Source organism: Bradyrhizobium semiaridum (assembly GCF_020329505.1).
Lineage (GTDB): Bacteria > Pseudomonadota > Alphaproteobacteria > Rhizobiales > Xanthobacteraceae > Bradyrhizobium > Bradyrhizobium semiaridum.
Genome location: NZ_JAGKJJ010000011.1, coordinates 122,301 through 135,220, shown reverse-complemented (window position 1 = coordinate 135,220; position 12,920 = coordinate 122,301). Strand labels below are relative to the sequence as shown.

At 63.2% G+C, this 12,920-nt stretch carries 7 protein-coding genes; 6 read left to right on the top strand and 1 reads right to left on the bottom strand.

The features are described 5' to 3' along the window. Nucleotides 1–3: 3 nt before the first annotated feature. From J6500_RS15690 to J6500_RS15670, 5 genes are all read left to right on the top strand, one after another. Nucleotides 4–1,155: a branched-chain amino acid ABC transporter permease gene (locus J6500_RS15690; RefSeq protein WP_225713600.1), complete on the top strand. Its 1,152-nt coding sequence runs from the start codon at nt 4–6 to the stop codon at nt 1,153–1,155. Continuing rightward, nucleotides 1,152–1,910 carry an ABC transporter ATP-binding protein gene (locus tag J6500_RS15685; protein ID WP_376707809.1) on the top strand — a complete coding sequence of 253 codons (759 nt, stop codon included), beginning with the start codon at nt 1,152–1,154 and terminating at the stop codon, nt 1,908–1,910. The genes J6500_RS15690 and J6500_RS15685 overlap by 4 nt, the downstream gene beginning before the upstream one ends. 10 nt (nt 1,911–1,920) lie before the next feature. Next, nucleotides 1,921–2,700, top strand: a complete 780-nt coding sequence (locus tag J6500_RS15680) for an ABC transporter ATP-binding protein (RefSeq protein WP_225713599.1) — start codon at nt 1,921–1,923, stop codon at nt 2,698–2,700. Between the two features lie 148 nt (nt 2,701–2,848). Then, nucleotides 2,849–4,687, top strand: coding sequence for an AMP-dependent synthetase/ligase (locus J6500_RS15675; RefSeq protein WP_225713598.1), 1,839 nt, complete (start codon nt 2,849–2,851; stop codon nt 4,685–4,687). A gap of 96 nt (nt 4,688–4,783) precedes the next feature. Next, nucleotides 4,784–5,983 carry an ABC transporter substrate-binding protein gene (locus J6500_RS15670; protein ID WP_225713597.1) on the top strand — a complete coding sequence of 400 codons (1,200 nt, stop codon included), beginning with the start codon at nt 4,784–4,786 and terminating at the stop codon, nt 5,981–5,983. 153 nt (nt 5,984–6,136) lie between these two features. On the opposite strand, the gene J6500_RS15665 is transcribed toward J6500_RS15670, so the two are convergent. After that, the gene (locus J6500_RS15665; RefSeq protein ID WP_225713596.1) at nt 6,137–6,889 is read right to left on the bottom strand and encodes a transglutaminase-like cysteine peptidase; all 753 of its coding nucleotides are present in this window, start codon (nt 6,887–6,889) and stop codon (nt 6,137–6,139) included. 593 nt (nt 6,890–7,482) lie between these two features. Between J6500_RS15665 and J6500_RS15660 the strand changes: the two genes are divergently transcribed. Further along, a complete protein-coding gene (locus tag J6500_RS15660; protein ID WP_225713595.1) occupies nt 7,483–12,918 on the top strand; it encodes a VCBS domain-containing protein in 5,436 nt (1,811 codons plus the stop codon). The last annotated feature ends 2 nt before the right edge of the window (nt 12,919–12,920 follow it).

The following is a 12,920-nucleotide window of genomic DNA, read 5'->3' as shown; positions in this document are numbered from 1 at the left end:
CTGATGCGGTTTCTCTTCAAGACCGACTACGAAGACGACATCAGGCTGTTTCCGCATTCCGGCTACATCTACACCTACGGCCTGCTGCTCGCCGCGCTGCTGCTCGCGCCGTATGTGCTCTCCAGCTATCTGATGAGCCAGCTGGTCTTCGTCTGCATCTACGCGACTGTCGGCGTCGGCTTGATGATCCTGACCGGCTTCACCGGACAGGCCTCGCTTGGCCACGCCGCGTTCCTGGCGATCGGCGCCTACACCGCGGCCTATTTGCAGCAACACAACGTGCCGTTCCCGGTCTATTTCCTCGCGGCGGGGCTGCTCACCGGCGTGGTCGGCGCGCTGGTTGGCTTCCCGGCGCTGCGGCTGCAGGGCATCTATCTCGTGATCGCGACGATCTCTTTCGCCTTCATCGTCGAGGAGATCCTGGCGCGCTGGGAAAGCGTGACCCACGGCAATGAAGGCATGCGGGTCAAGACCATCCAGCTGCTCGGCACCTCGATGTCGCGCGACGGCCCGGTGTTCTACTATCTCTGCCTCGCGGTGCTGGTGCTGACCATCGTCGGCACGCTCAATCTGCTGCGCTCGCCGACCGGGCGAGCGTTCGTCGCGATCCGCGACAGCGAGACAGCGGCACGCAGCATGGGCATCAATGTCGCGCTCTACAAGGTCAAGTCGTTCGCGATCTCGGCGGCGATCACCGGTTTTGCCGGGGTGCTGTTTGCGCACAAGCTTTCCTTCATCTCGCCCGAGATGTTCACGTTGCAGCTTTCGATCGAGTTCATCATCATGATCCTGATCGGGGGCACCTTCAGCCTGCACGGCGCGGTGCTGGGCGCGATCTTCCTGGTCATGATCGATCCGTTCCTGACCTATCTGAAGGACGACATGCCCGGCGTGATCGCCGGCGTCGCCGCGACATTCGGCGCCGGCACCGAGCGCGCCGCCCATATCCAGGATGCCGTCGCCGCGTTTGCCTCCGCCAACGGGCTGAAGGGGGCGATCTACGGCATCATCATCGTGGTGTTCGTGCTGTTTGAGCCTCTGGGGCTGTATGGCCGCTGGCTCAAGATCAAGCTCTTCTTCCAACTGTTTCCGCTCTACAAGCGCGCGACCTTCAAGCGGCAGAAGATCTATGTGAAATCGGAGCGGAACAGATGAGCTATTTCCGCGCCGAGAATCTCTCGCTGCATTTCGGCGGCCTGAAGGCTGTCGACGCCGTCAGCTTCGCGGTCGAGAAGGGCGAGATCCTCTCGATCATCGGGCCCAACGGCGCCGGCAAGAGCTCGATCTTCAATCTGATCTCGCGGATCTATCCGCCGACCTCGGGCAAGATCTTCTTCGAGGATCAGGACATCACGCAGCAGCCGCCTTACGACATCGCCAAGCTCGGCATTGCCCGCACCTTCCAGAACATCGAGCTGTTCGAGAATGCGACTGTGCTGAGCAACCTGCTGGTCGGCCGCCATCGCCATTCCACCACCCGGCTCTGGCAGGAACTGCTGTTCATGCCGAGCGTGCGCGCCAGCGAGAAGCTGCATCGCCGCCGCGTCGAGCAGGTGATCGAATTCCTCGATCTCGAGCCCTATCGCGACAAGCTGATCTCCGGCCTGCCCTACGGCGTGCGCAAGGTGATCGAGCTGGCGCGCGCACTGTGCTCGGAGCCGAAGCTGATCCTGCTCGACGAGCCGTCCTCGGGGCTCAATGTCGAGGAGACCGACGACATGTCGTTCTGGATCCGAGACATGAAGAGCGAGCTCGGCATTACCGTGCTGATGGTCGAGCACGACATGACGCTGGTCAACCGGGTCTCCGACCGCGTCATCGCGCTGAACTACGGCCGCGTGCTGGCGATGGGCTCGCCGTCGGAGGTGCAGCATCATCCCGATGTCGTCGCGGCGTATCTTGGTGCATGAGGATGATGCCATGAGCACGCCGGACATCATCCTCAAGCTCAGCAATATCGAGAGCTATTACGGGCCGATCATGGCCATCCGCGGCATCAGCCTCGAGGTGCCGCGCGGCCGGATCGTGACGCTGCTCGGGGCCAACGGCGCCGGCAAGACCACGGTGCTGAAGACGATCTCCGGCATCCTCGATCCGCAGAAGGGATCGATCGAATTCCTCGGCAAGCCGATCCAGCGCATGGAGGCCGACAAGATCGTGCGACTCGGCCTCAGCCACGTGCCGGAGGGGAGGGAGGTGTTTCCGTTTCTGTCGGTGCGCGAGAACCTGATGATGGGCGCTTATCCGCGCAAGGACCGCGACGGCGTGGCGCAGGACCTGGAGCGTGTCTACGGCTATTTTCCACGGTTGAAGGAGCGGTTGGGCCAGCCCGCCGGGCAGCTTTCGGGCGGCGAGCAGCAGATGCTCGCGATCGGGCGGGCGCTGATGAACCGTCCGACGCTGCTGCTGCTCGACGAGCCGTCGCTGGGCCTCTCGCCGATCCTGGTGAAGGAGATCTTCACCATCATCCGCCGCGTCAATGAGGAGCAGGGCATGTCGATCCTGCTGGTCGAGCAGAATGCCAAGATCGCGCTGGAGACGGCGCATTACGGCTATGTGCTGGAGATCGGCCGCGTCGTCATGAATGACACCTGCGAGCGGCTGATGCATTCGCCCGACATCCAGGAGTTCTATCTCGGCGCCAAGGAGCAAGGCGCGCGGGGCGAGCGGCGCTGGAAGAAGAAGAAGACCTGGCGCTAGGCCGGCCTGGTGATCCGGGATAGCGCCAGGGACGACTAAGGTAGATTTGGCGTCGCGAGGGACTTGGAGCTAGATTTCAGGCCTGCTGAGCGAACAAGACCGGCACCAAGACCGGCGCGCGCGGCGGGCGACAGAGGAGGGAACGCGCATGGCCGGACCGGCGGTGCTGACGGTCGCCGACACGATCGCAAGGAGTTTTCTGCGCGCGGTGGAGACGCGTGGCGACAAGCCCGCGATCCGCGAGAAGAAGTTCGGCATCTGGCAGCCGACCAGTTGGCGCGAATGGCTGCAGATTTCAAAGGACATCGCCTACGGCCTGCATGCGATCGGCTTCCGCCCCGGCGATGTCGCCTCGATCATCGCCAACGCGGTGCCGGAATGGGTCCATGCCGACATGGGCATCCTGTGCGCCGGGGGCGTGTCGTCGGGCATCTACCCGACCGACTCGGCGGCGCAGGTCGAATACCTCGTCAATGACTCCCGTACCAAGGTCATTTTCGTCGAAGACGAGGAGCAACTCGACAAGGTGCTGGCCTGCCGGGCGCGCTGCCCGACACTGGAGAAGATCGTCGTGTTCGACATGGAGGGCCTCAGCGGCTTCTCCGATCCGATGGTGCTGTCGCTCGCCGAGTTCACGGCGCTCGGCCGCAACCACGCGCAGGGTAACGCGGCGCTGTGGGACGAGATGATCGGCAGCCGCACCGCATCCGACCTCGCGATCCTGGTCTATACGTCGGGTACCACGGGCCCGCCCAAGGGTGCGATGCACGCCAATCGCAGCGTGACGCACCAGATGCGCCATGCCAACGATCTGTTCCCCTCGACCGACAGCGAGGAGCGGCTGGTGTTCCTGCCGCTGTGCCACGTCGCCGAGCGGGTCGGCGGCTACTACATCTCGGTCGCGCTCGGCTCGGTGATGAATTTCGCCGAGAGCCCCGAAACCGTGCCGGACAATCTGCGCGAGGTGCAGCCGACCGCGTTCCTCGCGGTGCCGCGGATCTGGGAAAAATTCTATTCCGGCATCACCATCGCGCTGAAGGACGCGACCCCGTTCCAGAACTGGATGTATGCCCGCGCGCTCGCGATCGGCAACCGCATGACCGAGTGCCGGCTCGAAGGCCAGACGCCACCGCTGTCGCTGCGGCTCGCCAACCGAGCCGCCTACTGGCTGGTGTTCCGCAACATCCGCCGCATGCTCGGGCTCGACCGCTGCCGGATCGCTTTCACCGGCGCGGCGCCGATCTCGCCGGACCTGATCCGCTGGTATCTCGCGCTCGGCATCGACATGCGCGAAGTCTACGGCCAGACCGAGAATTGCGGCGTCGCCACCATCATGCCGACGGAGCGCATAAAGCTCGGCTCGGTCGGCAAGGCCGCCCCCTGGGGCGAGGTGATGATCTGCCCGAAGGGCGAGATCCTGATCAAGGGCGACTTCCTGTTCATGGGCTATCTCAACCAGCCGGAGAAGACCGCCGAGACGATCGACGCCAAGGGCTGGCTGCACACCGGCGACGTCGGTACGATCGATAATGAAGGCTATGTCAAGATCACCGACCGGATGAAGGACATCATCATCACCTCGGGCGGCAAGAACATCACGCCGTCGGAGATCGAGAACCAGCTCAAATTCTCACCTTACGTCTCGGATGCGGTGGTGATCGGCGACAAGCGGCCGTACCTCACCTGCCTGATCATGATCGATCAGGAGAATGTCGAGAAATTCGCGCAGGATCACGACATCCCATTCACCAATTACGCCAGCCTGTGCCGCGCCCGCGAGGTCCAGGATCTGATCCAGCGCGAGATCGAGGCGGTCAACGCCAAGTTCGCGCGGGTCGAGACCATCAAGAAGTTCTATCTGATCGAGCGCCAGCTCACGCCCGAGGACGAGGAGCTGACGCCGACCATGAAGCTGAAGCGCAGCTTCGTGAACAAGCGCTACGCCGCCGAGATCGACGCCATGTATGGCGAACGCGCAGTCGCCTAGAGCGGCCGCGTCGAGGAGGCGGCAAACCGAAACGGCGAAGGCCTGAGCAGGCCCGACCCTTCGCTCAACAAGGGGCCATTGAAGGAGGAGACTGCAATGTCGAAATCGCTGAAAGCGCTGGGCCTTGCGGTGAGCGCTCTGGCGCTGACCTGCCTGCCCGCCGCGGCCCAGACCAAGGTGACCAACGAGGGGATCTCGCCGACCGAGATCGTGATCGGCACGCATCAGGACCTCTCCGGCCCGATCAAGGTCTGGGGCGTTCCGGTGTCCAACGGCATGAAGATGGCAGTCGAGGAGATCAATGCCGCGGGCGGCATCAACGGCCGCAAGATCAAGCTGATCCTCGAAGACAACGGCTACGATCCGAAGAAGGCCGTGCTGGCGTCGCAGAAAATGGTCGAGCGCGACAAGATCTTCGCGATGATCGGCGCGATGGGCTCGCCGACCGTGCTCGCCGCGCAGGATGTGCTGTTCGATGCCGGCGTCTTGCAACTGTTCCCGCTCACCGCTGCGGAGTTCACCTTCAAGTTCGATCCGAGCAAGCCGCAGGAGCGGCTGAAGTTCAACAACCTGCTGCCCTATGTCGAGAGCACGCGTGCCGCGCTGAAATACATGGTGGAGTGGAAGAACTTCAAGAAGCCCTGCATCATGCATCAGGACGACGAGTACGGGAAGAATGTGCTCGATGGCTTCACCCAGCAGCTCACAACGATGAAGCTGCAGCCGGCCTCGGTCACCAGCTACAAGCGCGGCGCCTCGGACTTCTCGGCCCAGGTCGCCAAGATGAAGGCCGACGGCTGCGACCTCGTCGTGCTCGGCACCGTGATCCGCGAGACCATCGGCGCGATGGGCGAAGCCAAGAAGCTCGGTTGGGATGTCACTTTCCTCGGCGCCACGCCGACCAACGTGCTCGAAGTGCCGGCGCTCGGCAAGGAGGCGGTCGAAGGGCTCTATGCCGCGTCGGGGTTCGAGATTCCCTATGAGGATACGGCCAAGGGCAAGGTGAAGGACTGGCTCATCAACTACAAGAAGATGTTCAACGCCGACGCCAATACCCAGGCGATCATCGGCTACAACGCGGTGATGACCTTCGCTTTCTACGCTCAAAAGGCGGGCAAGGACCTCACCGGACAGAAGATGCTCGACGCGCTGGAATCAGGTGATAAGTTCCTCGACATCTTCAACTCGCCGCCAACCAAGTTCTCCAAGACCGACCACCTCGCCAACACCATCACCCAGGTGCAGCAGGTCAAGGGCGGCCGCTGGGTTCTGGTGAAGGACAATCTGATGTTCTGAGGAGATCTCTTCCGGACGTCGTTATGAGCCAACGGGTCGCGCGAATGCGCGCCCGATGACACGCTCCGCGAAGCAATCCACGCCGCCACATGCGGATCAGTGGATTGCTTAGTCGCTTCGTTCCTCGCAATGACGGAATAGAGTGTCGATCGGTCAATTCACCCGCGTCGCCGGCCGCAATGCAACCTCGGTAACGGGCAGCGCATCGACATATTTGCTGACGCCGCGCTGATCGATGACGAAGCTGGGGCGAAAGCTCCTGATCGAGGTGTCCTCGATCATCGCCATGCGGCGGTTGTCGAGCGTCAGCCAGTGGCCGTCGAGCCGCGCTGCGACGACGGCATGATCCTCACCGCCGAGCAAATCGTGCATCACGACGATGCGCAGATCCTCCGCCGCGACGCCGGCCATCCGCAGGGCCACGAATTTCGCGATCGCGTAGTCCTCGCAGTCGCCGGCACCTCGGCCGAAGGTCGCGAGCGGCGAACTCCAGACATCGATCTCGCCGTATTGCGCGAGATCGGTGCCGGGGCGAATCGCAAGGTTGATGGCGCGGTTGATCTCGCCGAGCCGGGCACGGCCGCTGCGCGCCCGTCCGGCATCGACGATCGCGAGGAAGCGCAGCGCCTCGGGCGATCCGCAGCCGGCACGGTTGCCTTCGCAGATCGCAAGCTGCACCAGATCGTCGGTGAGATGGTGTTGCAGGCCGAGCCATTTGTCGCGCAGCCCGCCTTCCGCGAGCAGGCTGGTCGGCTGCCCGAAGGGTTCGCCCGACTTCTTCATTAGTTCGGCCGGGCCGGGCGAGAGCAGCGAGGCTGCGCTGAGTTGGCCGAGCGGCGCGATCAAAGCGAGGCCGCAAGCCAGCACGACGGCGCGCAGCGCACGCGAGTAACAAGCGATTCCCATCTGACACCCCCGTCCGGGCATCGGCGGATGATGTTACCGCGCACGCGACCAGATCGTTTCCTTTCCGTCAGCGTGGCAGACGGCGCTTCGAATCCGTTTAAACATGTAGGGAGAGCCGCAAAGACCCTAAAGGTCGCCTCGTGCGAGTCCCGAAAACTTTACCGGTTTTGTGAACAGGTTTCGCCGAACCTTTTGCCGACTCGCGACGCCTTATGCTGACTTTCTGGTTAATGGGCGGCCGGCGCGAAAATTCCACGATTTGTAAACCAATTCACAGCTTTAGCCGCAAAAATGGGTTCAAGTCCCGCACGGAATCCCGGATGGAATAGAGGTACAGAAGAGAAATGCCAGCCAATACCACGAATACGTGGATGAATACGAATTCAGGTTCGAATCCCGCCCTACGATACCTAACAATAAATCCGGAATACTTGGAATCGGGTCGAGAGGCCGGCGATCGATTCGTTATGGTCAGCCGCCGGGCGGCTGGCGGGACAAGCACAGGACAGTTTCGTCAGGTGCTGTCCGATGATATGCAAGCTTAGTTCTTTGCATATTCTTCGTAATATTAACCTCATTGCGGTGACCCCCCGGTGAACTTTGTCGAGAAATTCGACGGCTTTTTACCGAAGCTGGATGCTCACTCGCATGGGTCCGTCCATGTCGACAGCGTTTCTGCGCACGCACCGCCGGGCGCGATCGTCGTCGAGGACGGTAAATTCCTCTTCACCGCGGATTTCAAGCGCGCCGGCCTCGACCTCGTGCTGTCGAAGGACGACCGCGAACTGGTGCTGCACGACTACTTCAAGGGCGAGAAGCGCGCGGCGCTGGCATCGCCCGACGGCGCGCATCTCACCGGCGACCTCGTCAACGCGCTCACCGGATACACCCAATATGCCCAGGCCGGCGGCGCTCCCGATTCGGCCAAGGTCATCGGTCACGTCACCAAGCTGATCGGCAACGCCACGGCGATCCGCAACGGCGTCGCGATCGTCCTCAACCAGGGCGACAACGTCAACAAGGGCGACGTCGTCCAGTCCGGCTCCGATTCGACGCTCGGCATCACTTTCATCGACGGCACCGTGTTCGGTCTCGGACCGAATGCGAAGATGGTGCTGAACGAGATGGTCTACGACCCGAACGGGTCGAGCAATTCGGCGCTGCTCAGCCTCGTTCAGGGTACTATCTCTTTCGTCGCCGGCGCGACCGCCAAGCATGGCGACATGAAGGTCGATACCCCGGTCGCGACCATGGGCATTCGCGGCACCGCGGTGCTGGTCGAAATCGACTTCGACGTGCAGGGCACCGGCGGCGTGCCGCCGGCCAAATTCCAGGTGCTGGTCGAGCCCGACGGCACCACCGGCTCCTACATCCTGTTCGACAAGACGACGCTCAATCCGATCGCGACCGTCGATCGGGCCGGCACCCAGACCGTCGTCAACGGTCAGGGCAGCGTCAGCTTCATCTCGTCGGCAAACCTGTCGGCCGACGCGCAGAAGCTGATCTCCGACGTCTTCGCGCTGAAGTTCACCGACAACAACAATCCCAACACCAAGCTCACGACGAATTTCACCGACAGCGTCGTCCCGATCACGACCACCTTCAAGCTGGCCAGCGGCGACGTCGTCACGCAAACTCTGCTGCTGCGCATCCTTCCCGACGGATCGGACCACGGTGGCCACGCCGGGGGCAGTCTGGCCGACCACATCCCCGGACCGCCGGCGGTCGCGACGTTCAACGAGAGCTTCACCGAGCGGGCCGGTGTGACCCACAGCGGGCTGCTCGACACGGTCGTGAACCAGATCAAATGGCTGGACGTCAACGAGGGCGATAGGCCAAGCGCCACGGTGACGTTTGCCGACTTCACCTACCATGATGCAGCGAGCAATGACGTCACCTCGTCGCTGACGGCGGCGCAGATTGCCGCGATCAAGGCCGTCGAGGCTCCGCTGCTTCTCGTGCACGCGCCCGACAACACCAATGTCGGCTCCGCGACCTGGACCTACAGCCTTGCCGACGGCGCCTTTGATTTCCTGGCCGCCGGCGAAACCTTGGTGCTGACCTATACGGCGCGCGTCGACAACAATTTCGCGCCGAGCAACGAGACCACATTCAAGGATTTCACCATCACGATCACCGGCACCGACGATACGCCGGTGGTGACGTCGGCAGCGCAGACGGCTGCGATTACTGAGATTCCCGACGCGATGCATTCGGCCGTGCCGGACAGGGTGAGCGGCACGCTCACCTTCACCGATGCAGATCTGACCGATACCCACACGGTGACCATCATCGGCGTCGCGGCGTCCGGCGTCACCTCGGGCCTTGCCGACCATGCGACGGTGCTTAACTGGCTGTCGTTGGGGACGTTGACCGATTCGACCGATGGCGTGACAGGATCGCGCAACTGGACGTTCGCGGCCACCGACCGGAATTTCGACTATCTCGCCGCCGGCGAGACGCTGACGCTGACTTACACCGTCGAGATCGACGATCATCAGGGCGGTCTGGTCACGCTGCCCGTTACCATCACGGTCACCGGCACCAATGACACGCCGGTGGTCACCTCGCCGGCGCAGAGGGCCGCGATCACCGAAGCTGCCGGGGCGACCGGCTCGCAGCAGCTCGATGCCGCATCCGGCACGGTGAGCTTCGTCGATCTCGACCTCAGCGACACCCACCGCGTCACGATCGCCTCCGTGACCGGATCGGGCGTCACCTCGGGCCTCGCCGACCAAGCGACGGTGCTGAGCTGGCTGTCGCTGGGCACGCTGACCGATTCGACCGGCGGCGTGACGGGATCGCGCGACTGGACCTTCACGGCCGCCGACCGGAATTTCGACTATCTCGCCGCCGGCGAGAAGCTGACGCTGACCTATCAGATCCAGATCGACGATCAGCAGGGCGGCGTAGTGACCGTGCCCGTCACCATCACGGTCACCGGCACCAACGACAAGCCGGTCATCACCTCGGCGCCGCAGACCGCGGCGATCACCGAGATTGACGGCACCACCGGTTCCGCGCAGCCCGACACGGCATCGGGCATTGTGACGTTCGCCGACGCCGACCGCAGCGACACGCACAGCCTGACCATCACCGGTGTGACCGAGCAGGGCGCGACCGCAGGTCTCGCCGACCACGCAACGGTGCTGAGCTGGTTGTCGCTCGGGACGCTGACGGATTCGACCGGTGGCGTCACCGGTTCGCGGGCCTGGACCTTCACGGCCGCCGACCACAATTTCGATTACCTCGCCGTCGGTGAGACATTGACGCTGACCTATACGGTCCAGCTTGCCGACAACCATGGCGCGGTGACCACCGAGCCGATCACGATCACGATCAACGGCTCGAACGACGCGCCGACCCTTGCGGACGTCAATGCCGGCTCGCTCACAGATACGGCGGCAAAAGACAGCTTCGGCTCCATCACCGGCCTGCTCCAGGGGCACGACGTCGATGACGGCGAGACCGCGACGCTGACCTACGCGGCACTCGATGCAGGTGACCATCCGGTCAATACCGCCGTCACCGGTCTCTACGGCTCGCTCACCGTAAATGCCGACGGCAGCTACACCTATGTTCCGGACGCCGCGGCGATCGATGCGCTCACCGCGGGCAATTATGCCGATACGTTCACCGTCGAGACCATCGATGCGCATGGCGCACACGGGACTGCGACGCTGACGATCAACGTGACCGGCGTCAACGACGCTCCGGTCACAACAGATGACGTCGTCTCGATCCCCGGCAACACCGGCAGTGCCGCGGGCAGCCTGCTCGCCAATGACAGCGATGCCGAGCACAATGCGCTTTCGATCAGCGGTGTCGGCAACGAGGTCGCGACGTCCGGTCAGTTCACGGTCGAGGGGATCTATGGCGAGCTTGTCGTCGACCCGTTGACCGGCACCTACACTTATACGCTCGGCGTCACGGCTGCGCAGGCTGCCGCGGTCGCGGCCCTGCCCGGCGGCGTCAACGGGGTGGAGCAGTTCACCTATCAGGCCTTCGACGGCGCGCTCGGGACCTATGGACATCTCGTCGTCAAGGTCGAGGGCATCAACGATGCGCCGATCTTCACCGGGAACGATCTGGCGGTCACCTATATGCCGGGGAGCAGTGCCGTTGCGCTCGTTGACGGCGTCGCGGCCCAGGATGTCGACAACGTCGTCTTCGACGGCGGGTCGCTGACGGTGGCGGTGACCAGCGGCGGCCACGCGGGCGACACGCTGACAATCGTCGGCAACGACCACATCTTCCTCGACGCCGACAACAACGTCCTGTTCGATGCCGACGGAGTCGGCGGCGAGGGTGCCGTCCTGATCGGAACGATGACTAGCGGTCTCGACAACCTGACGGTCGACTTCAATGCCAACGCCGATCCAGCGGCGGTCGCGGCGCTCGCGCAAGCGATCGAATTCGAGAACGCCGATACGGCGGCGGAGGGCGGCACACGCACAGTGACGTTCACGCTGCGTGACGGCAGCGGCGCCGCCAACGATTCAAGCTCCTTCACGGCATCGGTCGATGTCGACGGCAATCACCCGGCGACGATCACCGGCGATATCTCCGGCGTCGTCTACGAAGACGATCACGTCGTGATCCCCAGTGGTCAAACCATCGCGAACGACGTTGACAGCGGCACCTTGAGCGTACAGGACGTCGACCCCAACCAGGACTATTTCCTGCCGGTGGATCAGTCGGCGCTGACCGGCTTCTATGGCGACTTCACCTTCGATCCCGACAGCGGCCATTGGACTTATGCCCTCGTCCACGATCGGGTGGACCAGCTGGCCGCGGGCCAGATCGCATACGACACACTCACGGTGACGACCGCCGACGGCACGACACAGGCCATCACGATCGAGGTCAACGGCACCAACGACGCACCTGTCGTGACCGCCAACGATCTCCTGCTGACCTATGTGCCGCACGGGGACGCGGTTGCTATCGTTGACACCGTCTCGGTCAGCGACATCGACAGCAGCGACTTTGACGGCGGATCGTTGACGGCGACCATTACGGATGGCAGGCACGACGGCGATCTGCTGACCATCACGGCGGACGACTTCATCTCGGTGTCCGGAACCACGGTGATGTTCGACGCCGATGGTGACGGATCGGCCCCCGCGGTCGCGATCGGGACGCTGAGTGACAGCGTCGATCCGGCGATCGACTTGAACGACAAGGCCACCAGCGACGCCATCGCGCATCTGATCCAGGCGATCCATTTCCAGAGCATCGACGGCAATCCTGTCGGCGGCCAGCGCACCGTGGAGTTCACGCTCAACGACGGCGACGGCATCGATCACAATGGCCACGATAGCGGCACCCTGTATGCGACGGTCGATGTCGACCAGGCGCCGCTGATCGTGACCAACAATCTGCAGATATTCGAGGAAGGCCAGACGATTACGATCGGCGGATTGTCGGTTTCCGACCCTGATGCAGGGTCCACCGAATTCTTTACATTCGACGCGGAATCCACCGCCGGCTTCGTGACGCCCTCGAATGAGACAGGCTCGGTGGACGACATCAGCGGGACGCTGAATAGCGGCCTGACCTACGCACCGGGTCCGGACGTGCCACTCAGCGACAAGATTACGCTAACCGTCAAGGACGGCCTCGGCGCCACCGACATCGTCAACCTGATCTTCAACGTGGCGGGCGAGGGTAACGTTTCGCTGCAAGGCACCGGCGGCAAGGACGTCATCATCGCGACCGGCTACAGCGATACGCTGACGGGCGGCGCGGGCGCAGACCAGTTCGTGTTCAGGGCCGGCACCGGCAGCGACACCATCACCGACTTCACGCCCGGTCAGGACAAGATCGATCTGCTCGACAGCATGCCGTTCACGTCGGGCGATACCGAGTCCTTCAATGCGTGGATCAGCGACAACACCGCGGTCGAGCAGGTCGGCAACGACACGCTGATCCATCTCGACATCGGCGACTCGATCCGGCTCTCGAACGTCAGTCGCAGCAGCCTGCACGCCAACGACTTCATTCTGCATCCCGGCGTGATTACCTGATG

Coding starts and splice junctions, on each gene's coding strand:
- J6500_RS15685 (WP_376707809.1), top strand. CDS start 1,152: ATGAGCTATTTCCGCGCCGAGAATCTCTCGCTGCATTTCGGCGGCCTG.
- J6500_RS15670 (WP_225713597.1), top strand. CDS start 4,784: ATGTCGAAATCGCTGAAAGCGCTGGGCCTTGCGGTGAGCGCTCTGGCG.
- J6500_RS15665 (WP_225713596.1), bottom strand. CDS start 6,889: ATGGGAATCGCTTGTTACTCGCGTGCGCTGCGCGCCGTCGTGCTGGCT.
- J6500_RS15675 (WP_225713598.1), top strand. CDS start 2,849: ATGGCCGGACCGGCGGTGCTGACGGTCGCCGACACGATCGCAAGGAGT.
- J6500_RS15690 (WP_225713600.1), top strand. CDS start 4: ATGCGGTTTCTCTTCAAGACCGACTACGAAGACGACATCAGGCTGTTT.
- J6500_RS15680 (WP_225713599.1), top strand. CDS start 1,921: ATGAGCACGCCGGACATCATCCTCAAGCTCAGCAATATCGAGAGCTAT.